Origin of the sequence: Variovorax gracilis, from assembly GCF_030317115.1 — a bacterium.
GTDB classification, from domain to species: Bacteria; Pseudomonadota; Gammaproteobacteria; order Burkholderiales; family Burkholderiaceae_C; genus Variovorax; species Variovorax gracilis.
In genome coordinates this window covers 332,616-357,014 of sequence record NZ_JASZYF010000002.1, presented here as the reverse complement: position 1 = coordinate 357,014, position 24,399 = coordinate 332,616, and the positions used below count along the sequence as shown (strand labels likewise).

General features: G+C 64.7%; 23 protein-coding genes. 10 read left to right on the top strand and 13 right to left on the bottom strand.

The window, feature by feature from the left end; genetic code table 11:
- Positions 1-85 precede the first annotated feature (85 nt).
- The 7 genes from gltA to QTH97_RS07275 form a co-directional block, all read right to left on the bottom strand.
- Complete coding sequence (gene gltA, locus QTH97_RS07305) at positions 86-1,396, bottom strand: citrate synthase (protein WP_286567425.1); 1,311 nt, start codon at positions 1,394-1,396, stop codon at positions 86-88.
- A 25-nt stretch (positions 1,397-1,421) separates the two neighbouring features.
- Positions 1,422-1,724 (bottom strand): FAD assembly factor SdhE, encoded by a 303-nt coding sequence (locus QTH97_RS07300; protein ID WP_286567424.1) that lies wholly within the window; start codon positions 1,722-1,724, stop codon positions 1,422-1,424.
- A gap of 13 nt (positions 1,725-1,737) precedes the next feature.
- On the bottom strand, positions 1,738-2,439 hold the full coding sequence (locus tag QTH97_RS07295; protein ID WP_286567423.1) for a succinate dehydrogenase iron-sulfur subunit: 702 nt from the start codon (positions 2,437-2,439) through the stop codon (positions 1,738-1,740).
- A 31-nt stretch (positions 2,440-2,470) separates the two neighbouring features.
- Positions 2,471-4,279: a succinate dehydrogenase flavoprotein subunit gene (sdhA, locus tag QTH97_RS07290; RefSeq protein WP_286567422.1), complete on the bottom strand. Its 1,809-nt coding sequence runs from the start codon at positions 4,277-4,279 to the stop codon at positions 2,471-2,473.
- A 4-nt stretch (positions 4,280-4,283) separates the two neighbouring features.
- Positions 4,284-4,649 (bottom strand): succinate dehydrogenase, hydrophobic membrane anchor protein, encoded by a 366-nt coding sequence (gene sdhD / locus QTH97_RS07285; RefSeq protein WP_286567421.1) that lies wholly within the window; start codon positions 4,647-4,649, stop codon positions 4,284-4,286.
- A gap of 13 nt (positions 4,650-4,662) precedes the next feature.
- Complete coding sequence (gene sdhC / locus QTH97_RS07280; protein ID WP_286567420.1) at positions 4,663-5,109, bottom strand: succinate dehydrogenase, cytochrome b556 subunit; 447 nt, start codon at positions 5,107-5,109, stop codon at positions 4,663-4,665.
- Between the two features lie 135 nt (positions 5,110-5,244).
- Positions 5,245-6,015 (bottom strand): GntR family transcriptional regulator, encoded by a 771-nt coding sequence (locus tag QTH97_RS07275; protein ID WP_444813392.1) that lies wholly within the window; start codon positions 6,013-6,015, stop codon positions 5,245-5,247.
- Between the two features lie 184 nt (positions 6,016-6,199).
- Between QTH97_RS07275 and QTH97_RS07270 the strand changes: the two genes are divergently transcribed.
- The 5 genes from QTH97_RS07270 to QTH97_RS07250 all read left to right on the top strand — a co-directional run bounded on the left by QTH97_RS07270 (position 6,200) and on the right by QTH97_RS07250 (position 12,251).
- Complete coding sequence (locus QTH97_RS07270) at positions 6,200-7,186, top strand: malate dehydrogenase (RefSeq protein ID WP_286567418.1); 987 nt, start codon at positions 6,200-6,202, stop codon at positions 7,184-7,186.
- Positions 7,187-7,198: 12 nt separating this feature from the next.
- Positions 7,199-7,975, top strand: coding sequence for a trans-aconitate 2-methyltransferase (tam, locus tag QTH97_RS07265; protein ID WP_286567417.1), 777 nt, complete (start codon positions 7,199-7,201; stop codon positions 7,973-7,975).
- Between the two features lie 8 nt (positions 7,976-7,983).
- Positions 7,984-9,003, top strand: a complete 1,020-nt coding sequence (locus QTH97_RS07260; protein WP_286567416.1) for an HpcH/HpaI aldolase/citrate lyase family protein — start codon at positions 7,984-7,986, stop codon at positions 9,001-9,003.
- A 27-nt stretch (positions 9,004-9,030) separates the two neighbouring features.
- Positions 9,031-9,594 (top strand): hypothetical protein, encoded by a 564-nt coding sequence (locus QTH97_RS07255; protein ID WP_286567415.1) that lies wholly within the window; start codon positions 9,031-9,033, stop codon positions 9,592-9,594.
- A gap of 71 nt (positions 9,595-9,665) precedes the next feature.
- Positions 9,666-12,251: a bifunctional aconitate hydratase 2/2-methylisocitrate dehydratase gene (locus tag QTH97_RS07250; RefSeq protein WP_286567414.1), complete on the top strand. Its 2,586-nt coding sequence runs from the start codon at positions 9,666-9,668 to the stop codon at positions 12,249-12,251.
- 64 nt (positions 12,252-12,315) lie between these two features.
- Here the strand turns inward: QTH97_RS07250 and QTH97_RS07245 are convergent, their stop codons facing one another.
- Both QTH97_RS07245 and QTH97_RS07240 read right to left on the bottom strand, forming a co-directional pair.
- Positions 12,316-12,816, bottom strand: coding sequence for a pyridoxamine 5'-phosphate oxidase family protein (locus QTH97_RS07245; RefSeq protein ID WP_286567413.1), 501 nt, complete (start codon positions 12,814-12,816; stop codon positions 12,316-12,318).
- A 116-nt stretch (positions 12,817-12,932) separates the two neighbouring features.
- Positions 12,933-13,754 (bottom strand): helix-turn-helix domain-containing protein, encoded by an 822-nt coding sequence (locus QTH97_RS07240; RefSeq protein WP_444813402.1) that lies wholly within the window; start codon positions 13,752-13,754, stop codon positions 12,933-12,935.
- A gap of 130 nt (positions 13,755-13,884) precedes the next feature.
- On the opposite strand from QTH97_RS07240, the gene QTH97_RS07235 reads away from it, so the two are divergent.
- The gene (locus QTH97_RS07235; RefSeq protein WP_286567411.1) at positions 13,885-16,752 is read left to right on the top strand and encodes an aconitate hydratase; all 2,868 of its coding nucleotides are present in this window, start codon (positions 13,885-13,887) and stop codon (positions 16,750-16,752) included.
- 39 nt (positions 16,753-16,791) lie between these two features.
- Here the strand turns inward: QTH97_RS07235 and QTH97_RS07230 are convergent, their stop codons facing one another.
- From QTH97_RS07230 to QTH97_RS07220, 3 genes are read right to left on the bottom strand one after another with little or no spacing between them, the layout of a single operon-like run.
- On the bottom strand, positions 16,792-17,820 hold the full coding sequence (locus QTH97_RS07230; protein WP_286567410.1) for an XVIPCD domain-containing protein: 1,029 nt from the start codon (positions 17,818-17,820) through the stop codon (positions 16,792-16,794).
- Positions 17,817-18,689: a VirB8 family type IV secretion system protein gene (locus tag QTH97_RS07225; RefSeq protein WP_286567409.1), complete on the bottom strand. Its 873-nt coding sequence runs from the start codon at positions 18,687-18,689 to the stop codon at positions 17,817-17,819. The genes QTH97_RS07230 and QTH97_RS07225 overlap by 4 nt, the downstream gene beginning before the upstream one ends.
- Entirely contained in the window at positions 18,689-18,961 is a 273-nt protein-coding gene (locus tag QTH97_RS07220) for a hypothetical protein (RefSeq protein WP_286567408.1), read from the bottom strand. The genes QTH97_RS07225 and QTH97_RS07220 overlap by 1 nt, the downstream gene beginning before the upstream one ends.
- A 535-nt stretch (positions 18,962-19,496) precedes the next feature.
- Between QTH97_RS07220 and QTH97_RS07215 the strand changes: the two genes are divergently transcribed.
- Genes QTH97_RS07215 through QTH97_RS07200 form a run of 4 tightly spaced genes read left to right on the top strand, consistent with a single transcriptional unit; the run spans position 19,497 to position 23,141 of the window.
- Entirely contained in the window at positions 19,497-19,778 is a 282-nt protein-coding gene (locus tag QTH97_RS07215; RefSeq protein ID WP_286567564.1) for a FeoA family protein, read from the top strand.
- A complete protein-coding gene (gene feoB, locus QTH97_RS07210) occupies positions 19,771-21,669 on the top strand; it encodes a ferrous iron transporter B (protein ID WP_286567407.1) in 1,899 nt (632 codons plus the stop codon). Before QTH97_RS07215 ends, feoB begins: the two co-directional genes overlap by 8 nt.
- 1 nt (position 21,670) lies before the next feature.
- Positions 21,671-21,949 carry a DUF6587 family protein gene (locus QTH97_RS07205; RefSeq protein WP_286567406.1) on the top strand — a complete coding sequence of 93 codons (279 nt, stop codon included), beginning with the start codon at positions 21,671-21,673 and terminating at the stop codon, positions 21,947-21,949.
- A 13-nt stretch (positions 21,950-21,962) separates the two neighbouring features.
- Positions 21,963-23,141 carry an FAD-dependent monooxygenase gene (locus QTH97_RS07200; RefSeq protein ID WP_286567405.1) on the top strand — a complete coding sequence of 393 codons (1,179 nt, stop codon included), beginning with the start codon at positions 21,963-21,965 and terminating at the stop codon, positions 23,139-23,141.
- 2 nt (positions 23,142-23,143) lie between these two features.
- Here the strand turns inward: QTH97_RS07200 and QTH97_RS07195 are convergent, their stop codons facing one another.
- Positions 23,144-24,394, bottom strand: a complete 1,251-nt coding sequence (locus QTH97_RS07195; RefSeq protein ID WP_286567404.1) for an SMI1/KNR4 family protein — start codon at positions 24,392-24,394, stop codon at positions 23,144-23,146.
- Positions 24,395-24,399 lie beyond the last annotated feature (5 nt).

Genomic DNA, 24,399 nt, shown 5'->3' with positions numbered 1-24,399 from the left:
TCGCGCCGACCTGACTGCCTTTGTCAGCCAAAACGCAAAAAAGCTGCCCGAAGGCAGCTTTCCTGGTTGAGCGCCGAACGGAGGTTCAGCGTTGAGCGATGGGTTGCACGTCGCGCTTCGCCGAGCCCTCGAAGAGCTGGCGCGGGCGGCCGATCTTGTACTCGGGGTCGCCGATCATTTCGTTGAGCTGGGCAATCCAGCCGACGGTGCGTGCCAGCGCGAAGATGGCGGTGAACAGCGGCACCGGAATGCCGATCGCGCGCTGCACGATGCCGGAGTAGAAGTCGACGTTCGGGTAGAGCTTGCGCGACACGAAGTACTCGTCTTCGAGGGCGATCTTCTCGAGCGCCATGGCCAGCTTGAACAACGGGTCGTTTTCCAGGCCCAGTTCGCCGAGCACTTCCTTGCAGGTCTCCTGCATGAGCTTGGCGCGCGGGTCGTAGTTCTTGTAGACGCGATGCCCGAAGCCCATCAGCTTGACATTCGAGCTCTTGTCCTTGACCTGCTTGATGAACTCGCCGATCTTCTCGACGCCGCCGGCCTTCTGGATGTCGTAGAGCATGTTGAGCGCCGCTTCATTGGCACCGCCGTGGGCCGGGCCCCAGAGGCAGGCCACGCCGGCTGCGATTGCGGCGAAGGGGTTCGTGCCCGACGATCCGCACAGGCGCACGGTGGAGGTCGATGCGTTCTGCTCGTGGTCGGCGTGCAGGATGAAGATGCGGTCGAGCGCGCGCTCGAGCACGGGGCTCACCTTGTACTCCTCGCACGGCGTGGCGAACATCATGTGCAGGAAGTTGCCTGCATAGCTGAGCTCGTTCTTCGGGTACATGTAGGGCTGGCCCACGGTGTACTTGTAGGCCATGGCGACCAGCGTCGGCATCTTCGCGATCAGGCGGATCGCGGCGATCTCGCGGTGCTTCGGATTGTTGATGTCCGTGCTGTCGTGATAGAAGGCCGAGAGCGCCCCGACCAGGCCGGTCATGATGGCCATCGGATGGGCATCCCGGCGGAAGCCGCGCAGGAAGAACTGCATCTGCTCGTTGACCATCGTGTGGTTGGTCACGAGCTTGGTGAAGCCGACCTTCTGGTCTGCGTTCGGCAGTTCGCCGTACAACAGCAGGTGGCAGGTTTCGAGGAAGTCGCAGTTGGTCGCAAGCTGCTCGATGGGGTAGCCGCGGTACAGCAGTTCGCCCTTGTCGCCGTCGATGTAGGTGATCGCCGATTCGCAAGAGGCCGTCGACATGAAGCCCGGGTCGTAGGTGAACATGCCCGTCTGGGCGTAGAGCTTGCGAATGTCGATCACGTCAGGGCCCATCGTGCCCTTGTAGATCGGTAGCTCGACGTTCTGTCCGCCGTTACTGAACGACAGAGTGGCCTTGGTCTCGGATGCTTTCATTTCGAGTGTCTTTCAAAGGGATTGTTCAGGAAGATAAGGATTGCGCGCCGTCGGTGCGCATCAGCTGCAACAGTTCGACCACCCCGGCCCCGGCCCATGCGGGCTCAGGCTCCTTTCGCCGAAGCAGAAGGTCGAGCAGATCGTTGTCCGACAGGTCCATCAATGTCTCCAGTGCCTGCGCCTGCCCGCGGGTCAGGTTTGCCTCATGCCGTTCGAAGAAGCGCGCAATGAACAGGTCGTTTTCGAGCAGGCCGCGCCGGCAACGCCATTTCAGCTTGCTCAGCGCGCGTTCGCTGATCGGCTGGTCGAAGTCGTCGGTGGCTTGCATGGGATTCAACTCACTAGATGGCGCGGCGCACCATGAGTTCCTTGATCTTGCCGATTGCCTTGGTCGGGTTCAGGCCCTTGGGGCACACGTCCACGCAATTCATGATCGTGTGGCAACGGAACAGGCGATAGGGGTCTTCAAGGTTGTCCAGGCGCTCGCCGGTCGCTTCGTCGCGGCTGTCGGCGATGAAGCGGTAGGCTTGCAGCAAGCCAGCCGGGCCGACGAACTTGTCGGGGTTCCACCAGAAGCTCGGGCAGCTCGTCGAGCAGCTCGCGCACAGGATGCATTCGTAGAGGCCGTTGAGCTCGTCGCGCTCCTCAGGCGACTGCAGGCGCTCCTTCTCGGGCGGCACCGTGTCGTTCTGCAGGTAGGGCTTGATCGAGTTGTACTGCTTGAAGAACTGCGTCATGTCCACGATCAGGTCGCGGATCACCGGCAGGCCGGGCAGGGGCTTCAGCACGATCGTGCCCTTGAGCGTCAGCATGTTGGTCAGGCAGGCCAGACCGTTCTTGCCGTTGATGTTCATGGCGTCCGAGCCGCAGACGCCTTCGCGGCACGAGCGGCGGAAGGACAGCGTCGGGTCCTGCGCCTTGAGCTTCATGAGGGCGTCGAGCAGCATGCGCTCGTGACCGTCGAGTTCGATCTCGACCGTCTGCATGTAGGGCTTGGCGTCCTTGTCCGGGTCGTAGCGGTAGATTTGAAATGTGCGCTTCATCGTGATGACCTTGTGATGCTTTCTCGTGGGCTTAGAACGTGCGGACCTTGGGCGGCACGGACTCGACGGTCAGCGGCTGCAGCTTGACGGGCTTGTACGAGAGGCGGTTGTCCTGGCTGTACCAGAGCGTGTGCTTCATCCAGTTGGCGTCGTCGCGGCCCAGCGGTGCGACCGGGTCGTCGGCCGGGCGCTCGTAGTCTTCCACCGTGTGGGCGCCGCGGCATTCCTTGCGTGCGGCGGCCGAGACCATGGTGGCTTGCGCCACTTCGATCAGGTTGTCGACTTCCAGCGCTTCGATCCGAGCGGTGTTGAACACGCGCGACTTGTCCTTGAGCGTGACGGCTGCAACGCGCTCGCGCACCGCGGCAATCTTCTGCACGCCTTCGTCCATCGATGCCTGCTTGCGGAACACGGCGGCGTGCTGCTGCATGACCGCGCGGATCTCGTTGGCCACGTCCTGCGCGTATTCGCCGCTGGTGGAGCGTTCGAGCTGGTTGAGGCGCTCCAGCGTGCGGTCGGCCGCATCGGCCGGCAGATCCTTGTGTTCCTTGAGCTTGTCGTTGAACTCGACGATGTGGTTGCCGGCCGCGCGGCCGAATACCAGCAGGTCGAGTAGCGAGTTCGTGCCCAGGCGGTTGGCGCCGTGCACGCTCACGCAGGAGCATTCGCCGACGGCGTAGAGGCCATTGACGACGGCGCTGTTGTCCTCGCCCTTCTGGATCACGACCTGGCCGTTGATGTTGGTGGGGATGCCGCCCATCTGGTAGTGGATGGTGGGCACGACCGGGATCGGTTCCTTCGTGATGTCGACGTTGGCGAAGTTGACGCCGATCTCGTACACCGAAGGCAGGCGCTTGTGGATCGTCTCGGCACCGAGATGGTCCAGCTTGAGCAGCACGTAGTCCTTGTTCGGACCGCAACCGCGGCCCTCTTTGATTTCCTGGTCCATCGACCGCGAGACGAAGTCGCGCGGTGCGAGGTCCTTCAGCGTGGGCGCGTAGCGTTCCATGAAGCGCTCGCCGTTGCTGTTCAGCAGGATCGCACCTTCGCCACGGCAGCCTTCGGTCAGCAGCACGCCGGCGCCGGCCACGCCGGTCGGGTGGAATTGCCAGAACTCCATGTCCTGCAGCGGAATGCCTGAGCGTGCGGCCATGCCGAGGCCGTCGCCGGTGTTGATGAAGGCGTTGGTCGACGCAGCGAAGATGCGGCCTGCGCCGCCGGTGGCCAGCAGCACGGTCTTGGCCTGCAGGATGTGCAGGTCGCCGGTTTCCATTTCGAGCGCGGTCACGCCGACCACGTCGCCTTCGGCGTCGCGGATCAGGTCCAGGGCCATCCATTCGACGAAGAACTGCGTGCGGGCTTCGACGTTCTTCTGATAGAGCGTGTGCAGCATCGCGTGGCCGGTGCGGTCGGCCGCCGCGCAGGCGCGCTGGACGGGCTTTTCACCGTAGTTGGCCGTGTGGCCGCCGAAGGGCCGCTGGTAGATGGTGCCGTCCGGATTGCGGTCAAAGGGCATGCCGAAGTGTTCGAGCTCGTACACGACCTTCGGTGCTTCCCGGCACATGAACTCGATCGCGTCCTGGTCGCCGAGCCAGTCGGAGCCCTTGATCGTGTCGTAGAAGTGGTAGTGCCAGTTGTCCTCGCTCATGTTGCCGAGCGATGCGCCGACGCCGCCCTGGGCAGCGACCGTGTGCGAACGCGTCGGGAACACTTTGGACAGCACGGCCACGTTCAGTCCCGCGCGTGCGAGTTGCAGCGAGGCACGCATGCCGGAGCCGCCAGCGCCGACGATGACGACGTCGAACTTTCGCTTGGTGATTTGTTCTTTGGTGTAGGTCATGGGGTCAGATTCTCCAGAGCACTTGAATGGCCCAACCCGCGCACGCTACAAGCCAGACGATCGTGAAAACTTGGCACACGAGGCGGATGCCGACCGGCTGGACGTAGTCCATCCAGATGTCGCGCATGCCGACCCAGACGTGGTACAGCAACGAGGCGATGACCACGAAGGTGAGGACCTTCATCCATTGCGAGGCAAAGATGCCGGCCCATGCGTCATAGCCGACCGGACCGCGCGTGAAGATCACCTGCGCGAGCAGGATCACGGTAAAAAGCGCCATCAATGCGCCGGTAATGCGCTGGCTGAGCCAGTCGCGCAAGCCGTAGTGCGCGCCGACGACGGTGCGCTTGGAGCCGTAATTCACAGACATGGGATGCTCCTTCTCAGTACAGGCCGAACAGCTTGGCGCCGAGGGCAATGGTCAGCACGATGCTGATGGCCAGCGTGGCGAGGGCCGAACTGCGGCCGAACTCCTTGCTCACCGCGGCGTGGCTCACATCCATCCACAAGTGGCGCAGGCCGGCGATGATGTGATGGAGGTAGGCCCAGATCAACGCCAGTGCGACCAGCTTGACGAACCAGCCCGGAACGAAACCAAGGCCGCTGTTGAAGGCGGCCTTGAAGCGGGCGAACGAGTACTCGGATGACACGGAGGTGTCGAACATCCAGATGATGAACGGCAGCAGCAGGAACATCAGCGCGCCGCTCACGCGGTGCAGGATCGACACGATGCCGGCCGGCGGGAGCCGGTAGGTGGTCAGGTCGGTGATGGCGTTGATGTTGCGGAACTCGCGCCGTGGCGGTCGGGGAGGTGTGGCCAGCTCTGTCATGGGGGCTTTCGGTATTTTTCGAGGGGCGGCTTGATCTGTAGCAAAAATGCAAACAACTCAAAATTCTATTGCAACGCACCATGGCGCTGCTCAAGTTGCCCGGTCATCGCACTGGGGCGGTCGGATGCTGCGCGCTCATCCCAACTCATTGCGATAGTGGTGCGTGTCCGTGCGATAGAGGCCACGGCGCAGTTCCATCGGGGTGTCGTGGTACGTGTGGGCGACTCTTTCGACGCTCAGCAAGGGTGTCGCGGTGGTGACGGCGAGCAGCGCGGCCTGCGCTGCATCCGGCAGCACCGCGCGTATCTTTTCTTCGGCGCGCACCATGCGCACGCCGAATTCGGTTTCGAACAGCGAATACATCGGCCCATGCCACGCGGTCAGGCGCTCGGCGGTGAGCCCTTTGAAGGGGGCGCCGGGCAGCCACAGGTCTTCCAGGATGGTCGGCGTGCCGCGGTAGGCCAGCACGCGTCGCACCTGCAGCACCGGGTCGCCGGTGCGCAGCGACAATGCGCGCGCCACGTCGGCCGCGGCGCGCTGGCGGCGGCAGTCGACGATCTCGCGCTCGGCGGGGCCTTCGGTGTCGACGTCGCCGCTGTCGGGCACCAGCTTCAGGAAGCGGTACTGCACGTGCTGCTCGGCGTGGGTCGCAACGAAAGTGCCCTTGCCCTGACGCCGCACCACCAGGTTTTCTGCGGCGAGTTCGTCGATGGCCTTGCGCACGGTGCCCTGGCTCACGCGGAAGCGCGCGGCGAGCTCGATTTCGCTCGGGATCGGTTCTCCCGGCTTCCATTCGCCGGCATGCAGGCTCTGCAGGATCAATGACTTGATCTGCTGGTAGAGCGGACTGAACGACGGTGTCGAGAGCTCCGCAGTGGCGGTGGGGGAGGTGGTCATGGGGTCCATCTGTGCACCGCGAAGGTGCCTTCAGGGCCCACATCTTATATAAGACATAAGACACGCGCCATCGAAAGCTCAAATCGGCATAAAATCAAAGACGGCCTGAAGCCTGGGGCGTCATCGTCCTGGCCGACCTCGTGGCCGCGCTCCGCGGCCGTGCACCGTTTTCATCATTTCCTGGAGTTTTCCCATGAGCAAAAAGCCTGTTCGCGTTGCCGTCACCGGTGCCGCTGGCCAAATCGGTTACGCCCTGCTGTTCCGCATCGCCTCCGGCGAAATGCTCGGCAAGGACCAGCCGGTCATCCTGCAACTGCTCGAGATCCCCGACGAAAAGGCCCAGAAGGCGCTCAAGGGCGTGATCATGGAACTCGAGGACTGCGCTTTCCCGCTGCTCGCCGGCGTGATCCCGACAGGCGACCCGCTGGTTGCGTTCAAGGACGCCGACTACGCGCTGCTGGTCGGTGCCCGTCCACGCGGCCCCGGCATGGAACGTGCCGACCTGCTGGCTGCCAACGCCCAGATCTTCACGGCGCAAGGCAAGGCCCTCGACCAGGTGGCGAGCCGCAACGTCAAGGTGCTGGTGGTCGGCAACCCCGCCAACACCAATGCTTACATCGCGATGAAGAGCGCACCGAGCCTGCCGCGCAAGAACTTCACCGCCATGCTGCGCCTGGACCACAACCGCGCTGCCAGCCAGATCGCCGCCAAGACCGGCACGGCAGTGGGCGACATCGAGAAGCTCACCGTCTGGGGCAACCACTCGCCCACGATGTACGCCGACTACCGCTTTGCCACCGTCGGCGGCAAGGGCGTCAAGGACCTCATCAATGACCAGGTCTGGAACGCCGACGTGTTCCTGCCGACCGTCGGCAAGCGCGGCGCCGCGATCATCGAGGCCCGTGGCCTGTCGTCGGCCGCCTCGGCTGCCAACGCTGCCATCGACCACATGCGCGACTGGGCCCTGGGCTCCAACGGCAAGTGGGTCACGATGGGCATCCCGTCGGACGGCCAGTACGGCATTCCGAAGGATGTGATCTTCGGCTTCCCCGTCACCACCGAGAACGGCGAGTACAAGCTGGTCGAAGGCCTCGAGATCGACGAATTCAGCCAGGAGCGCATCAACAAGACGCTCAAGGAACTTCAAGACGAGCAAGCTGGCGTCGCCCACCTGCTCTGAAGCAACGTCCGAATGCTCGACTGGAACCCCGCGCTCTATCGTCGCTACGAAGACGAGCGCACGCGCCCGGCAGCGGAACTGCTGGCGCGCGTCCCGCTGACCGGAGCGGCCCAAGTGGTCGATCTCGGTTGCGGGCCGGGCAATTCCACCGAGCTTCTCGTGCAGCGGTTCGCCGGCGCTGCCGTTGTCGGCATCGACAACTCCGAGGCCATGCTGGCGAGCGCGCGGGAACGCCTGCCGCAAGCCCGCTTCGAATTCGGCGACATCGCCACGTGGCAGCCCGGGCTGCCACCCGATCTCATCTACGCGAATGCAGCCCTCCAGTGGGTGCCTGACCACGAAACGCTGATTCCACGGCTCTTTGCTGCGCTGGCGCCGGGCGGCGTCCTGGCCATCCAGATGCCCGACAACCGCGAGGAACCCACGCATCGGATCATGCGCGAGGTCGCGGCCGAGGCGCCCTGGGCGCAGGCCATCGGCAACGCCGACAAGCTGCGCACGAAACTCCTGTCGATCGACGGCTACTACGACCTGCTCGCCGCCGATGCTGCGAAGGTCGATGTCTGGCGCACCGCGTACCAGCATCCGATGGCCTCGGCAGCTGCGATCGTCGAATGGGTGAGCGGTACCGGGCTCAAGCCCTTCGTCGACCGTCTGACGCCTGAATTGCGCGGCAGCTACCTGGCCGAGTACGAACGGCGCATCGCGACAGCCTATCCGCCGCGCAGCGACGGCCGCCTGCTGCTGGCGTTCCCTCGCATGTTCATCGTGGCGCAGCGAAAGGCATGACCCCCCGAATGAACGCATCTTCTGCATCTTCTTCGTCCAGTCTTCATCCGCGCGAGGTTCTCCTCGGCGCGCAGGCCGGTGCGGTCGTGCTTCCAGTGTGCGACCACTACAGCGGCGTCGAAGCCCGCATGCGAAAGAGTCTCGCGCTGCAGGCAGAGATGGCCGCGGAATTCGGCGCCTGCGTGTTCGATGTGACGCTCGACTGCGAGGACGGCGCCCCGGTGGGCGGCGAGGCCGAGCATGCCGCGCTGGTCACCGAACTCGCTCTGTCCGCTGCGCCCGGCATGCGCGTCGGTGCACGGGTGCATCCGGTCGACCATCCGAGCTTTGCCGGCGACGTGATCACGATCGCCGGACGCGCCGGCCACCGCCTGAGCCATTTGATGGTTCCCAAGGTGGAATCCGTCGACGACGTGCGCGATGCGGTCGAAGCGCTCGATGCCGCCGGCGCCGAAGCGCTTCCGCTGCATGTGCTGATCGAGTCCCCACTCGCCGTTCATCGCGCCTTCGAGATCGCCGCGCACCCGCGCGTGCAGTCGTTGAGCTTCGGGCTCATGGATTTCGTGTCCTCCCATGGCGGCGCGATTCCGGCCGAAGGCATGGGCGCGGCAGGGCAGTTCTCGCACCCGCTGGTGGTGCGCGCCAAGCTCGATATCGCCTCCGCCGCGCACGCGTACGGCAAGGTGCCTTCGCACTGCGTCGTGACAGAGTTCAACAACATCGATGCGATGCGCGCGGCAGCGAAGAAAGCCGCCAGCGAATTCGGCTACACGCGCATGTGGAGCATCCACCCGAACCAGATCCGTCCCATCCTCGAGGCCTTCGCGCCCGACGACCGGCAGATTCAAATCGCTACAAAAATCACTGCTGCTGCAGCCGACGCCGCGTGGGCGCCGGTCAGCATCGATGGCACATTGCATGACCGTGCCAGCTACCGCCATTTTTGGCAGGTACTCGAACGGGCGCACGCCACAGGCCGCTCCTTGCCCCCCGAGGCGCAGGCGTGGTTTGCATCCTCATCATCCTGAAATCCAACCCGCGAAAGAACTACATCCATGAAGACTATTGCGCTGATTGCCGCTGCCGCCTTCGTCATGCCGATGGCCGCAATGGCCCAGAACAACGCTACGGGTTCCGCAGCGAAGCCGGCCGCCAATACGACTGGCAAGAAGATCGTGCAGAAGGTGGTGCCCAAGCGCGTCATCAAGAAGGTCGAAGAGGCCAAGCCGATCAGCGAAGAAACCGACGTCACCCTGTCGGAGCAGGACCTGAAGGTCGCTGAAACCATCCTGACCGGCACGATCAAGTGCGAACTCGGCGCCAGCGTGAACATCGAGGCCGATCCCAAGAAGCCCGGCTTCTTCGTCCTGACGCATGCCGGCGTCAAGTACCGCCTGCATCCGGTCTCCAGCCGCACCGGCGCGGTCCGGCTCGAGGACCCGGTGCGCGAGGCCATGTGGCTGCAACTGGGCAACAAGTCGATGCTGATGAGCCAGAAGCAGGGATTGCGCCTGGCTGACGAATGCCAGGCCGCCAAGCAGGTGGAATTCGCTGAGGACATGAAGAAGAACCCGCCCAAGAGCCTGTTCGAAGGCGACGCGCAGCCCACCAAGCAGTAAAGAGTAAGCAAGGCGCGGCTCTTGCTTGATGCGGGAGCCGCCCGCCCATTTGTGTTTCCGGAGAAAAGAAGATGTTGCAAGCCTACGTTGACCATGTCGCCGAGCGCGCCGCGCTCGGCATTCCGCCACTGCCGCTCACCGCCAAGCAGACCGCCGAGCTGATCGAGCTCATGAAGTCGCCCGCCGTTGCCGACGCCGAGTTCCTGCTCAACCTGCTGACGCACCGCGTGCCCGCGGGCGTGGACGACGCGGCCAAGGTCAAGGCCAGCTACCTTGCTGCCGTGGCGCACGGCACCGAAAAGAGCCTGCTGCTGACGCGTGCCCGCGCGACCGAGTTGCTTGGCACCATGCTCGGCGGCTACAACATCGGACCTCTGGTGGATCTGCTGGACGATGCCGAAGTCGGCGCCGTCGCGGCCGAAGGCCTCAAGAAGACGCTGCTGATGTTCGATCAGTTCCACGACGTCAAGGAAAAGGCCGACAAGGGCAATGCCAACGCCAAGGCCGTCCTGCAAAGCTGGGCCGACGCGGAATGGTTCACCAGCCGTCCCGAAGTGCCGCAAAGCATCACCGTCAGCATCTTCAAGGTGGCCGGCGAAATCAACACCGACGACCTGTCGCCCGCACCTGACGCGACCACGCGTCCGGACATCCCGATGCATGCGCTGGCGATGCACAAGAATGCACGTCCCGGCATCGTCCCCGAGGAAGACGGCAAGCGCGGCCCGGTGAAGTTCATCGAGGACCTGCGCGCCCGCGGCCATCTGGTGGCCTACGCCGGCGACGTGGTCGGCACGGGCTCGTCGCGCAAGAGCGCGACCAACTCGGTGCTGTGGTTCACCGGCGAGGACATTCCCTTCGTGCCGAACAAGCGCTTCGGCGGCGTCTGCCTCGGCGGCAAGATCGCTCCGATCTTCTACAACACGATGGAAGACTCCGGCGCGCTGCCGATCGAGCTCGACGTCAGCCAGATGAACATGGGCGACGTGGTCGAACTGCGTCCCTACGAGGGCAAGGCGCTGAAGGACGGCAAGGTGATCGCCGAGTTCTCCGTCAAGAGCGACGTGTTGTTCGACGAAGTGCGCGCTGGCGGCCGCATTCCGCTGATCATCGGCCGCGGCCTTACGGCCAAGGCGCGTGAAGCGCTGGGCCTGGCGCCCTCCACGCTGTTCCGCCTGCCGGTCAGCCCGGTCGACACCAAGAAGGGCTTCTCGCTCGCGCAGAAGATGGTCGGCCGCGCCTGCGGCCTGCCGGAAGGCCAGGGCGTGCGCCCCGGCACCTACTGCGAGCCGAAGATGACCTCGGTCGGCAGCCAGGACACCACCGGTCCGATGACCCGCGACGAGCTGAAGGACCTCGCCTGCCTCGGCTTCAGCGCCGACCTGGTGATGCAGTCGTTCTGCCACACCGCGGCGTACCCGAAGAAGGTGGACGTGAAGATGCACCACGAGCTGCCCGACTTCATGGCTACGCGCGGCGGCGTCTCGCTGCGTCCCGGCGACGGCGTGATCCACAGCTGGCTCAATCGCCTGCTGACGCCCGACACGGTCGGCACGGGCGGCGACAGCCACACGCGCTTCCCGATCGGCATCAGCTTCCCGGCGGGCTCGGGCCTCGTGGCCTTCGCTGCCGCGACCGGCGTGATGCCGCTCGACATGCCCGAATCGGTTCTCGTGCGCTTCAAGGGCAAGATGCAGCCCGGCGTGACCCTGCGCGACCTGGTCAACGCGATTCCGCTGTACGCGATCAAGCAAGGCCTGCTGACTGTCGAGAAGAAGGGCAAGAAGAACATCTTCTCGGGCCGAATCCTCGAAATCGAAGGCCTGCCGGACCTGAAGGTGGAACAAGCCTTCGAACTCAGCGACGCCTCGGCGGAACGCTCGGCGGCCGGCTGCACGGTGCACCTGAACAAGGAACCGATCATCGAGTACATCAACAGCAACATCACCCTGATGCGCTGGATGATTGCCGAAGGCTACGCCGACGGCCGTACGCTGGCCCGCCGCATTGCCGCGCAGGAAGCCTGGCTGAAGGACCCGCAGCTGCTCAAGGGTGACGACGACGCCGACTACGCCGCCGTGATCGAGATCGACCTGGCCGACATCCACGAGCCGATCGTCGCCTGCCCGAACGACCCCGATGACGTGAAGACGCTGTCGGATGTGGCCGGCGCCGCGATCGACGAAGTGTTCATCGGTTCGTGCATGACGAACATCGGCCACTTCCGCGCAGCGTCGAAGCTGCTCGAAGGCAAGCGCGACATCCCGGTCAAGCTGTGGATCGCGCCGCCGACCAAGATGGATGCGCAGCAGCTTACCGAAGAAGGCCACTACGGCGTGTTCGGCAATGCCGGCGCGCGCACCGAGATGCCCGGCTGCTCGCTGTGCATGGGCAACCAGGCACAGGTTCGCGAAGGCGCGACGGTGATGTCGACCAGCACGCGCAATTTCCCGAACCGCCTGGGCAAGAACACCAACGTGTACCTCGGCAGCGCTGAGTTGGCTGCCATCTGCTCGCGCCTCGGTCGCATTCCGACCCGGGAGGAGTACATGACCAACGTGGGCGTGATCGATGCTTCCAGCGAGCAGATCTACCAATACCTGAACTTCGACAAGATCGACGAGTACAAGGACGTCGCCGCGACCGTCGCCGCCTGATCGGGCCGATGCTGCAATCAAAAAGCCCCGCTTCGGCGGGGCTTTTTCTTGGGGAACGCGCGGTTCAAGCCACGTCGAGCTTCTTGTGCTCGGCAAGATTCGTTGGCGGCTTGCCGGTGATTGCCGCCTTCGCCATCTTGAAGAGCTGGACCATCTTGCTGTCGTCCACGTCCCAATACTCCGCGTCGACGATGCGGACGGCCAGCAGGCCCAGGTTCGGGTCGCCTGCGCCCTTGGGGAACCATGCCTTGGCCATCGTCGTGAACAGTTCTTCCTTCTTGGCCTGGTCATCGACCAGTGTTGCCTGGCCGGAGATCGAGACATAGCTGTCTGCGTCGGTGTTGGCGTAGGACACGTTGACAACGGGGTCGTCCACGACATGGCGGGCGATGTCGCCATCCTTTGGCACGAAGAAGTAAAGGCTCGCGCCTTCGTCGACCTTCTTGTTTTGCGTGGTCAGCGGGTGGCTGTGCAATTGCCCGTCGTCGTGGCGATGGGTCAGCATCCCGTAGCGGGTGTCCTTGATCAGGTCCCACAGCTTGGCTTGTTCGTCGGTGGTGCTCATGCGCGTTCTCCGGAGATGGATGGGTTGAAAAGCTTCAACCTAGGGCCATGGCCGTGACGCCCGCGCGCAGGCATGACGCTTTCGCGTGTCGTCCTGGACCGACGCTGCGAAAGTCGTCAGGTGGGTGATTGTTCAGCCAGCGTGGCCAGCGCCTTCGCTGTCTGCGCATCGGCCGGAAAGAACGATTCGACGGCCAGTTCCTGCAACGTGACATCGACCGGCGTGCCGAAGATGGTGGTGGTGCTGATGAAGCTCAGCACGCCGCTGGGGGTGACGAGCTGGAAGGGCACGACCACGTTGGCAAGTTCGCCCCCGGCTGCCGGCGCATCGTGACTGACGCTGGGCGTCGGATATGCAGCCAGTTCGTCGTGCAAGGCGACCAGCGTGGCATCCCCGGTGGCGGCAATCTGCTGCTGCAGCCGCTCCAGCAGATGGGCGCGCCATTGCGTCAGGTTGGCGATCCGCGGCGCAAGGCCATCGGGATGCAAGCTCAGGCGGAGGACATTGATCGGCGGCTTCACCAGCTCGGGCGTTGCGCCGGCCATCAAAAGGGGCACCAGCGCGTTGTGCGCCACGAGGTTCCAGTGGCGGTCCACGGCCAGCGCCGGGAAGGGCTCGTGCCCCTTGAGCACGAGCTCGACGGCCCGCCGCGCCGACGCCAGCGCGGGATCGTCCAGCGAGCGCTGACGGTACATGGGTGCATAGCCGGCCGCGACGAGCAGCGCGTTGCGCTCACGCAGCGGTACTTCGAGCCGCTCGGCCAGGCGCAGCACCATCTCCCGGCTGGGCTCGGCGCGGCCGGTTTCGACATAGCTGAGGTGGCGGGTCGAGACCTGGGCCTCATGCGCCAGATCGAGCTGGCTCAGGCGCCGATGCTGGCGCCAGTGGCGAAGGTGGGTCCCGAACGGATCGGCCGCGGTCGGCGGGGTGCTTGGCATGCTCATGGCCGCCATCCTAGTGAAGCCCTGCGCGAATGCCATGACCTCCCAGGTCATCGCCTGGCCTACAGCCGATGTCATCGAACCCTGCTATCTTTCTGGGGCTTCCACGAATCACAGGAGTTTCCACATGGCCAAAGACCCGGCGCACGCCTTTGCCCCCACGCTGAAAACCTTCAAGACCGCATCGGGCAAGTCCGGCAAGTACTGGTCACTCAAGGAACTCGCCAAGCAATACCCCAACGTCGCGAAGCTGCCGGTTTCGATCCGTATCGTGCTCGAATCCGTGCTGCGCAACTGCGACGGCCAGAAGGTCACGCCCGAGCACGTCGAGCAGCTCGCGAACTGGGCGCCCAACGCGGAGCGCACGGACGAAGTGCCCTTCGTCGTGACCCGCGTGGTGCTTCAGGACTTCACCGGCGTTCCGCTGCTGGCCGATCTTGCCGCCATGCGCAGCGTGGCGCAGTCGCTGGGCAAGTCGCCCAAGACCATCGAGCCCTTGGTGCCCGTGGATCTGGTGGTCGACCACTCGGTGATGGTGGACCACTACGGCACGCCCAAGGCGCTCGACCTCAACATGAAGCTGGAGTTCCAGCGCAACAACGAGCGCTACCAGTTCATGAAGTGGGGCATGCAGGCCTTCGACACCTTCGGCGTGGTGCCGCCCGGCTTCGGCATCGTCCACCAGGTCAATCTGGAGTACTTCGCGCGCGGCGTCTACAAGAGCCCGCACGACAAGGGTGACCCGCCGGTGTATTACCCCGATTCTCTGGTCGGCACCGACAGCCACACGACGATGATCAACGGCATCGGCGTGGTCGGCTGGGGCGTCGGCGGCATCGAGGCCGAGGCCGCGATGCTGGGCCAGCCGGTCTACATGCTGACGCCCGACGTGGTGGGCTTCGAACTCACCGGCAAACTGCGCGAGGGCGTGACGGCGACCGATCTGGTGCTGTACGTCACGGCAATCCTCCGTGGCGAGAAGGTGGTCGGCAAGTTCGTCGAATTCTTCGGCCCCGGCGCCGCCTCGATCGCGGTGCCCGACCGCGCGACCATCGGCAATATGGCTCCCGAGTACGGCGCCACCATGGGCTTCTTCCCTGTCGACGAGATGACGGTCGCCTACTTCAAGGGCACGGGCCGCACCGATGCGGAGGTCGAGCGCTTCGAGGCCTACTACAAGGCGCAGGGGCTCTTCGGCATGCCGGCACCCGGGGAACTGGAGTACACCAAGGTCGTCAAGCTCGACCTCGGCACTGTGTCGCCCAGCCTGGCCGGTCCGAAGCGGCCGCAGGACCGCATCGACCTGGGCCACCTGGCGACGAAGTTCTCCGAGCTTTACAGCAAGCCGAACGAGGCCAACGGCTTCAACCAGCCGGCCGACACACTGAAGTTGCGCTATCCGTTGACGCAAGGCGGCAGCACCGGTGAGCAGGAGGCCGCGGCGCCGCCGCCCGGCTCGCCGCGTCAGGTCGTCGAGATGGTCGCCAACCGCTCGACCAAGGCGGCGGCCCACGTGGGCGCAACCGCGCCGCCCGCGCCAAAGGAGCAAGTGTCGATCGGCAACGGTGACGTGCTGATTGCCGCCATCACCTCCTGCACCAACACCTCGAATCCGAGCGTGATGCTGGCCGCTGGTTTGCTGGCGAAGAAGGCGGTCGAAGCCGGCCTCACCGTGAAGCCGCACGTCAAGACCTCGCTGGCTCCCGGGTCTCGCATCGTCACCGAGTACCTGGAGAAATCCGGCCTCCTGCCTTATCTCGAGAAGCTGGGCTTCTATCTGGCCGGCTATGGCTGCACGACTTGCATCGGCAACGCGGGGGATCTCACGCCCGAGATCAACGAGGTCATCACCAAGAACAACCTGATCGGTGCCGCGGTGCTGTCGGGTAACCGGAATTTCGAGGCGCGCATCCATCCCAATCTCAAGGCGAACTTCCTGGCGTCGCCGCCGCTGGTGGTGGCCTTTGCGATCGCCGGCAACGTGATGGTCGACCTGATGACCCAGCCGGTCGGCAAGGGAAAGAACGGGCAGGACGTCTACCTCGGCGACATCTGGCCCAGCGTGAAGGAGATCGACGACAACCTGCGCTTCGCGATGAACGCCAAGGTCTTCCGTCAGAACTACGAGCAGATCAAGGACAACCCCGGCAAGCTCTGGAGCAGCATCAAGGGCACGACTGGCCAGGTCTACGACTGGCCCAAGTCCACCTACATCGCCGAGCCGCCATTCTTCGAAGGCTTCAAGATGAAGCCACACGCGGCGGATGCCGGATTCACGAGTGCGCGGATCATGGCGCTCTTCGGCGATTCGATCACGACCGACCACATCTCGCCGGCCGGCTCCATCAAGGAAAGCTCGCCCGCTGGCATCTGGCTCAAGGCGCATGGCGTCTCGAAGGCCGACTTCAACAGCTACGGCTCGCGCCGCGGCAATCATGACGTGATGATGCGGGGTACTTTCGCCAACGTACGCATCAAGAACCTCATGATTCCCGCCGGACCTGACGGCTCGCGCGAGGAGGGCGGCGTGACGCTGTTCCAGCCGGGCAACGAGAAGATGTTCATCTACGACGCGGCGATGAAGTACATCAAGCAGGGTGTGCCGACCGTGGTCTTCGGCGGTGAGGAATACGGCACCGGATCGTCGCGCGACTGGGCTGCCAAGGGCACGCAGTTGCTGGGCATCAAGGCGGTGGTGGCGCGGAGCTTCGAACGCATCCACCGCGCCAACCTGGTCGGCATGGGCGTGCTGCCACTGCAATTCCGCGGCGCGGATTCGTGGGAAAGCCTTGGTCTCACGGGCGACGAGAAGATCGACGTGGTCATCGGCGGCGAACTCAAGCCGCAGATGGACGTGAAGATCGTCGTTCATCGGCCGGACGGCACCCATCAGGAAGTGACGGTGCGCCTGCGGATCGATACGCCGATCGAGGTCGACTACTACAAGCACGGCGGGATCCTGCCATTCGTGCTTCGGCAGTTGTTGGCGCAATAGCGCCAAGCAACGAAGGTCAACGCTACCGAATCGACGTCCCTACATTGCAGGTCCGGACCGCTGATGCTGCACGCGTGGCAGCGCTTGATGCTGGAGATGCTGCTGTTGCGACTCCAACGCCTCCTGCTGCATGAGTTGCTGCAAGGCTTGCGTGCTCTGCGCGATCGGCGTGTTGAGCGACTGCACCGTGGCCACGCACGCGATCTGCTTGAACGGCGAGGCTAACTCGCCCTGCACAGCGAATACATTCGAAGCGTCGGTAGCGAGACTCAGGTGATCGATGCGGCTCAGGCCATCGCGGCGCGCGGCCACGACGAGTGCGGCGGCCAGTTGATCGCTGCGCTGATCGGGTGCGCGGTCATTCTGGGCATCAATCCGGTGGACACATGACTGTGCTTGCTTGAACAGGGCATGGTCCGGATGACCTCGCTGATTCAGAAGAGGCGGCGAGGCGGCAGGCGCCACCGGAAGGCTGCCGAAGAACGAGTCGTAGGTGCGAGAGATGCCGTCGCCCGCAGTCTGCAAGCCCCTTGTGACTGTCTGACTGGCCCACTGAGCGGTACGCGCGGCTGCCTGTGCACCCTGTACCAATCCATCGGCCGCCGCACTTGCAGCCAAGACCGCACCGGCATCGATTGCCTGCGCCTTGAGTCTGTTGGCCGGGTCGACCGGGTTGAGTCCACGCAGCAGCGGCAAGGCAGCGCGGTTGCGCGCGGCCTCCAATGTCTTCCAGTCAGTAGCGACAACCTTCAGTTCGAAGATGTAGGAATGGGTCTCTGTACGGACCATCATGTTGGTGTCCACATCAACGTTCTTGGGCTTCAGATAGAACACGTTGTCGCGTCGGGTCAGTTCCCAGCCGGTACTGAAGCCTGTGCTGTAGTCGAGGATCTTCTCGTGCGGGCTCAACTCGATCTGAGTAGTGATACCCAGGCCGGTACGCACCGGATAGATGCGGTCGGGTTGGTATTCGTAGAACTGCACCGCCTGTGCGTTGGAGTCGTGCATGGCCGCGGCCGTGATAACGCACACGACGGTGACGAGAGCAAATCGGTTCGGCAGAATCATCTGACCTGCCCTCCGTTGGGCGGCGGCGGAACGACGATATCGAACGCCTGGCTGTTGCCATCAGAAAGGGAATCCGAAGCATCGCCAGCCTGTTGGGAGGGGACGGGCGTAGAGGTAGAGGGGACCAGAATCTCCTCGGGTGGCGCCGTGGCGTAGTCGCTGTCGACCCGGTAGCTGGTGACCTGGAAGCCGAGCGGATTTTCGATCCGGTACCGATCCTCCATTTTCAGATTGGGCTTGTAGGCGAATTCCAGCGTCGCGATCTTGCTGTCCATCGGGCGGGTTGCGCCGGTCTGCTTGTCGAACAAGCTGCGCTGGAAGCGGACCGTTGCGCCTGTCGGGGTGCCGCCGGCGCCGCTGTTGAGCAGGACGATGCTTAGGATCCTCACGCGTATGGCTCGATCCTTGCCATAGACTTTGTAGGGACTGTCGGGGTTGAGCGAGGCATGCAGGCTCGTATAGGCCGCAGCGACGCCGGGCGACGACATCGTCAGGACGGTCGTCCAATCACGCAGGTTGGTCAATGCCAGGTCGTAAGACTCACGGCCCAGCACGAAGTGAGCGACGTTGCTGCGGTTGATGGCTTCGCTGGCAGTGATGCGCTGGTTGACGATGTCGTCTGTGAGACGGGCAACCGTGCTGGTGCCGGTATAGGCGTCGGCCATGACGAGGAAGGGCACCTTTTCCTTTAGCGGCAACATGTAGAGGTAGCCGCCTGAAAGGATCAGCGCCATGCCGACGGCGCCGAAGGCGACGCCCCATGCGCGGCGCTCGCTGCGCTGGGCGAGATCCGCAATCGTGAGTTCGAAATCGACGGCCTTGGCAACTGCGTGGTCGATCTTCGGAGTGGATGATTTCTTGTTGAACATCAGCAAGACTCGCCTTTGCAGGAGAACCGTGGCTGTGCGGCCAGCTCGTCCAGGTGTGGGTCAATGCGGATGCTGCTGATGTGTTGCACCAGGATCTGCTTTCCGTCGGAACTGACAGAGATCCCTTGAGCGGCATAGACAGCGCTGAGTTCGGACGCGGCAATCTGAATGTCGGCAGTGCGGATCCGTGCCACGGGTTTGTGCAGCGTCAGGTCGAAATCAAGCCGATAGGAGAGCGTCAGGCCTGAATCCGACGCCCATCGCTCAAGCATCGCTTTCAGCGACTCGTCGATGGGAGTGGCATGAAAACTATATGCCCGGGACAGGGGTATCTCTGAAGGGGCATCCTGGAATCGGTTTACCGGACTCCAATTGTTTCCATAGTCCGAGGGCGGCGGAGTTCCACACGCAGCCAGAACGGCAACGACGGGCAGGGCAGCGCTGCCCCGGAGGGCACGCCTTATCGCAGCCTTGATCACGGCTGACCTGTCGAAATGTGAAGATGACCGATCCCGCGAAACGTGAAGTTCGCGGGCGACGTCCGACGCGTGAACGGACGTGCCAATGGCCTTTGGCCAATAGCTTTGTGATGAATCACTGTTCCCCCTGAGCCGATTTTTTTGGCTACTATAGTTCGACTTTTGTTGTTTTTTCGTGTTTCTTTAAGTAACTACGAGGGACTCGGCGTTTGGTTGAGGCAACTGCTGGCCGGATCAATGCACGGGACCTTCGTACCGAGTTGCTCGCTGCTTCTGTTTTTCGAGAATAATTCTCATTTTGCAGTTCTGGATTCCGCGGGTGACCACAATGACCGGCGCGGCCTTGGCCGCCATCAGCCTCCATCAGCTTCCCAACCATCAGTGGGCCACCGTGCTTGACGTGGTGCGTCCCGATGCGCCGGAGGATCGCGAACTGGTGCTTCGGCTGACCGAGATCGGATTCGTCCCGGGCGAGGCGGTGTGCATCGTCGCGAACGGCGTGCCGGGCCGCGAGCCCCTGGCCGTTCGCCTGGGCCACACCACTTTTGCATTGCGCCGCCATGAGGCTTCGCTGATTCGCGTCACGCCGGGAGCGATCGGACATGGCTGAAGCGACCTTGACCTTCCAACCGGGCGCGGCCGTGTCGACGAGTCCGCCGGATCGCATCGCACTGCTGGGCAATCCCAACTGCGGCAAGACGGCCCTGTTCAACCTTCTCACGGGCAGCCGGCAGAAAGTCGCCAATTACGCGGGCGTCACGGTGGAGCGCAAGGAAGGCACGCTGCGGACGGCCGCCGGCCGGCGCGTCTTCGTGCTCGACCTGCCGGGCGCCTACAGCCTGAATGCGCTGTCGGCCGACGAGGCCGTCACGCGCGACGTCGTCACGGGCAAGAGCACGGAGCTGCCGCCCGAACTGCTCGTGTGCGTGACCGATGCCACCAATCTGCGCCTCAACTTGCGGCTGGTGCTCGAGGCCAAGCGACTAGGCTTGCCGATGGTCGTGGCGCTGAACATGACGGACATGGCCAAGAAGCAGGGCATCGCGGTCGACGTCGCCGTGCTCTCCCGCGAACTCGGCGTGCCGGTGATCGAGACGGTCGGCGTGCACAGCGGTGGAGCGCAAGGCCTGCTCGAAGCGCTCGATTCGCCCGTCGCAGCCGCAGTGCCGAAACCCTGGCACGCACCGGGTCTCGACGACGTGCTCGACACGCAGCGGGAAGTGCGCCGCATCCTGGGCCTCGCCGTCAGGGAGCCGGTCGGCAGTCTGGCCACCAGCGACCGCATCGATCGCGTCGTGATGCACCCGCTGTGGGGCATGGTGGTTCTGGCGGTCACGATGTTCCTGATGTTCCAGGCCGTGTTCAGCTGGGCCGAGGTGCCGATGGACGCCATCAAGGACGGGACCACCGCGTTCGGCGAACTCATCAAGCGCGTCGTGCCCGAGGGCATGCTGCAGAGCCTGCTGGTCGACGGCATCATCGCCGGCGTCGGCGGCGTGATCGTGTTCCTGCCGCAGATCCTGATCCTCTTCCTGTTCATCCTTGCGCTCGAAGACTCGGGCTACCTGCCGCGCGCGGCCTTCCTGCTCGACCGGGTGATGGGCACCGTGGGCCTGTCGGGGCGCTCTTTCATCCCATTGCTGTCGAGCTTCGCCTGCGCGATTCCCGGCGTGATGGCCACGCGCACCATCAGCAACTGGCGCGACCGGATCACGACGATCATGATTGCGCCACTGATGACCTGTTCGGCGCGGCTGCCGGTGTATGCGCTGCTGATCGCCGCATTCATTCCGGCGCGCACGGTTGGGGGCGCGTTCAACTTGCAGGGCGTGGTGCTCTTCGCGCTGTATGTCTTCGGTATCGTCTCGGCGATGGCCGTGGCCTGGGTCATGAAGCGCTTTCGCGACAACAAGCAGCATTCGCCGCTGCTGATGGAGCTGCCGGCCTACCGCTGGCCCAATCTGCGCAACCTCGGGCTGGGGCTCTACGAGCGGGCCTGGATCTTCATTCAGCGCGTGGGCACGATCATTCTCACGCTCACGATCCTGCTGTGGTTTCTCTCGACCTTCCCGTCGCCGCCCGAAGGCGCGACCGGGCCGGCCATCCAGTACAGCCTGGCCGGCATGATCGGCCGCGGGCTCGAACACATCTTTGCGCCCATCGGTTTCAACTGGCAGATCTCGATCGCGCTGGTGCCCGGCATGGCGGCGCGCGAAGTGGCGGTCGGCGCCCTGGGTACGGTGTATGCCCTTTCTGCGACCGGGGACGACGTGGCGGGCCAGCTCGAACCGTTGATCGCGGGCAGCTGGTCGCTGGCTACGGCGCTGTCGCTCCTGGTCTGGTATGTGTTTGCGCCACAGTGCCTTTCGACGCTGGCTGCCGTCAAGCGGGAGACCGGTTCCTGGCGCTACGTGTGGATCATGGCTGGCTATTTGTTCGGACTCGCCTACATTGCGTGCTGGATCACCTATCGGGTGACGCTGGCACTCACAGGAGGATGAGATGACACAACAGATCGTCGTAGCGCTGATCGTCGCGTTGGCTGCGATCTATGCCGTCTGGCGCTGGATGCCGCGCAGCTGGCGCCGTGTGGCGGCCACGAAGCTTGCAGCCGGCTCGCAGCGCGCGGGGCTGGTCGATGCGGAGGGTGCACGTCAACTTGCGGCCTCGCTGGGCAAGACGTCGGGTTGCGGCTCGTGCGATACCTGCGGCAACTGCTCGACCGGCGCAGGTTCCAAGACAGGTGCAGACGTCCAACCGCCTCTGACGCGCTCGCACTGAAGGCGCGCGCTCGATGTCGGCCCATATCCTGATTGCAGGCGGAGGCATCGCGGGCCTCGCGACGGCACTCGCGCTGGCCCGTCGACGCCATCGAATCGACCTGCTCGAACAATCTGTGGCGTTCAGCGAAATTGGCGCGGGCATCCAGCTCGGTCCCAACGTCACGCGGCGCTTGCAGGCGCTCGGTGTCTCGGAAGCGCTGGTGCGGGTCGCCGCCCGGCCGGATGCGCTGGTCATCCGCAGTGCGACCAGTGGCGGCGAAATCGCCCGCATGCCGCTCGGTAACGCGATGCTGCACAGCTATGCCGCACCTTATCTCTGCGTTCATCGCGCGGACTTGCATGCGCTGATGCTGGCCGCGGTGCGCGGAACCGGCGCCGTCACGCTCACCACCGGCGCCCGCGTGACGCAGGTGGTCGCAAGGGGAGACCTGGTCTGCGCATCGAGCACCGAGACGCGCGCCTGGGAAGGGGACGCCTTGATCGGCGCCGATGGCCTCTGGAGTACGGTGCGACCGCGTGTGGTGGACGACACCTCGCCGCCCCGCGCGACGGGCCACACGGCATGGCGCGCGCTGATCGATCAGGCGACATTGCCTGCATCGCTCCGCAGCACGCAGATTGGCGTCTGGCTCGGACCGCGACTGCATGCGGTGGCTTACCCTGTGCGCCGTGGCGAGGCGCTCAACGTGGTCGTGCTCGCCGAAGCGGCGCCTGTCGGTGACGCGCGCGACTGGGATCAGGCGACGAGCCTGGGCGCGCTGCAAGCCGCGACCGGCCGCACGTGCATCGGACTGCAGGCCCTTCTCGAAGCGGTGCCGTCATGGCGCGCCTGGACGCTCAGCGATCGCCCGCCGCTGACCGGCCCGCATGAGATGGCCGGCGAGCGCGTGGCGCTGGCTGGCGATGCCGCGCACCCGATGCTGCCCTACCTGGCCCAGGGCGCCGGCATGGCAATCGAGGATGCGGTCGCGTTGGCGGAGGCGCTCGACGGAGGGGCCGCGCCCGAAGTCCCGGCCGCGCTGGCGCGCTACGCCGCTGCACGGTGGGAGCGCAACGCGCAAGTGCAGGCGCGAGCCCGTCGCAATGGCGAGATCTTCCATGCCACGGGCCTCGTGCGCGTGGGACGCGACGCAGCGCTACGCCTGCTGGGCGCGCGCCTGCTCGACGTGCCTTGGCTCTATGACGCCTGAACTCAGAGACTGAAGCTGCGCAGGTGGTCGACGCGCTTGGTCAGCCCCGCGAGGCCGAGGTAGTGCGTCAGCCGGCCCTCGCGCACCTCGATCAGTGACGATTCGAGTTCGGCCAGCAACCCATCGCGGACCGCCGCGTAGGCCGTCGGCAGGTCGTCATGGGTTTGCCCATAGGCGCTGGCGATCAGCCGCGCGGCCGCAGGTGCGCCGCAGGCGACGCACTCGGCAATGGCCGTGGGGCTGGCTTGGGCACCGTGTGCCAGCAACAGGCTGACCAGCTCAGGCGAGACGGCGTTGTCGATGTAGTCCAGCGCATCGGGCGCCACAGGCGCTCCTGCGTTGACCAGCGCCGCGGCCGCGGCATGCGCGCCGTGGCTCAGCGCCAGGTCGGTGGCGATCGCGCTGCCGTGCAGCGGGCCGTCCACCGCCACGCCGGCGGCAACGAGCCGGCCAATCAGCTCCGCGTCGTCGGTCGCGACCGCGTGGCGCAGCGCGATGCGCGAGAGCGGGCCGTTCTGACCCAATGATCCGTCGGCCAGCGATGCTCGCCAGTCGACCATCGCCCTGCGATAGAACGCGATCAGCTTGTCCATCAATTCGATGGTCAGGCCGTGCTCCTGGTGGCGCTGGTCGAGATATTCGAGCAGCGCCTGCCCGGTGAAGTATTCGCCCGCGGGTTCCAGCGGGTCCTCGTCGAGATGCAGCGCCTCGAACGCCGCGCACAGGTCGTGCGCAACGGTGGTCATGCCGTCCTCGTGCATCTCGTGCGCCCAGGCCGCCGGCAGGCCTTGCTTCCACGCCAGGACGTGGCCGTAGTCCGCGCCCGACTCCACCACCGCATAGATTCGGTCGCAGTCTTCGAGTCCGCCGATCGGCAGCAGGGTCAGCTTGCCATCCCAGGCCTCGTCGCTATCAGCGGCGGCTTCCTTCGCGCCTTCGAGTTCGTGCGCGATCCAGCCCTGCAGGTCATGAAAGGAGTCGCTGCCGTTCCAGAACAGTTCGCTCCAGCCGACCGATTCCTCGTTGCCGTTCATGCGGAGGTGGAGGTCGTAGTCGACTCGCCCACCGGCCGTGAGTCGCCACAGCGCGAGCAGTTCGGGCGGAAGCGGCCCGGCGCAGACAGCCTGCACCGCCGCGATCTGCTCCTGCGTCATCGGCGGCTGTGCGTCGAAGATCACGCGCCGCGCAAAGAGCGCGATGCCATGGGAGCGCAGCAGCGCAAGTTCCTCATTGCCGAAGAAATCGTTGTCCATCTCGT

Bases quoted from the DNA above. Each gene is read 5' to 3' on its own strand.
- gltA (WP_286567425.1), bottom strand. From the start codon at position 1,396: ATGAAAGCATCCGAGACCAAGGCCACTCTGTCGTTCAGTAACGGCGGA.
- QTH97_RS07300 (WP_286567424.1), bottom strand. From the start codon at position 1,724: ATGCAAGCCACCGACGACTTCGACCAGCCGATCAGCGAACGCGCGCTG.
- QTH97_RS07295 (WP_286567423.1), bottom strand. From the start codon at position 2,439: ATGAAGCGCACATTTCAAATCTACCGCTACGACCCGGACAAGGACGCC.
- sdhA (WP_286567422.1), bottom strand. From the start codon at position 4,279: ATGACCTACACCAAAGAACAAATCACCAAGCGAAAGTTCGACGTCGTC.
- sdhD (WP_286567421.1), bottom strand. From the start codon at position 4,649: ATGTCTGTGAATTACGGCTCCAAGCGCACCGTCGTCGGCGCGCACTAC.
- sdhC (WP_286567420.1), bottom strand. From the start codon at position 5,109: ATGACAGAGCTGGCCACACCTCCCCGACCGCCACGGCGCGAGTTCCGC.
- QTH97_RS07275 (WP_444813392.1), bottom strand. From the start codon at position 6,015: ATGGACCCCATGACCACCTCCCCCACCGCCACTGCGGAGCTCTCGACA.
- QTH97_RS07270 (WP_286567418.1), top strand. From the start codon at position 6,200: ATGAGCAAAAAGCCTGTTCGCGTTGCCGTCACCGGTGCCGCTGGCCAA.
- tam (WP_286567417.1), top strand. From the start codon at position 7,199: ATGCTCGACTGGAACCCCGCGCTCTATCGTCGCTACGAAGACGAGCGC.
- QTH97_RS07260 (WP_286567416.1), top strand. From the start codon at position 7,984: ATGAACGCATCTTCTGCATCTTCTTCGTCCAGTCTTCATCCGCGCGAG.
- QTH97_RS07255 (WP_286567415.1), top strand. From the start codon at position 9,031: ATGAAGACTATTGCGCTGATTGCCGCTGCCGCCTTCGTCATGCCGATG.
- QTH97_RS07250 (WP_286567414.1), top strand. From the start codon at position 9,666: ATGTTGCAAGCCTACGTTGACCATGTCGCCGAGCGCGCCGCGCTCGGC.
- QTH97_RS07245 (WP_286567413.1), bottom strand. From the start codon at position 12,816: ATGAGCACCACCGACGAACAAGCCAAGCTGTGGGACCTGATCAAGGAC.
- QTH97_RS07240 (WP_444813402.1), bottom strand. From the start codon at position 13,754: ATGCCAAGCACCCCGCCGACCGCGGCCGATCCGTTCGGGACCCACCTT.
- QTH97_RS07235 (WP_286567411.1), top strand. From the start codon at position 13,885: ATGGCCAAAGACCCGGCGCACGCCTTTGCCCCCACGCTGAAAACCTTC.
- QTH97_RS07230 (WP_286567410.1), bottom strand. From the start codon at position 17,820: ATGATTCTGCCGAACCGATTTGCTCTCGTCACCGTCGTGTGCGTTATC.
- QTH97_RS07225 (WP_286567409.1), bottom strand. From the start codon at position 18,689: ATGTTCAACAAGAAATCATCCACTCCGAAGATCGACCACGCAGTTGCC.
- QTH97_RS07220 (WP_286567408.1), bottom strand. From the start codon at position 18,961: ATGCTTGAGCGATGGGCGTCGGATTCAGGCCTGACGCTCTCCTATCGG.
- QTH97_RS07215 (WP_286567564.1), top strand. From the start codon at position 19,497: ATGACCGGCGCGGCCTTGGCCGCCATCAGCCTCCATCAGCTTCCCAAC.
- feoB (WP_286567407.1), top strand. From the start codon at position 19,771: ATGGCTGAAGCGACCTTGACCTTCCAACCGGGCGCGGCCGTGTCGACG.
- QTH97_RS07205 (WP_286567406.1), top strand. From the start codon at position 21,671: ATGACACAACAGATCGTCGTAGCGCTGATCGTCGCGTTGGCTGCGATC.
- QTH97_RS07200 (WP_286567405.1), top strand. From the start codon at position 21,963: ATGTCGGCCCATATCCTGATTGCAGGCGGAGGCATCGCGGGCCTCGCG.
- QTH97_RS07195 (WP_286567404.1), bottom strand. From the start codon at position 24,394: ATGGACAACGATTTCTTCGGCAATGAGGAACTTGCGCTGCTGCGCTCC.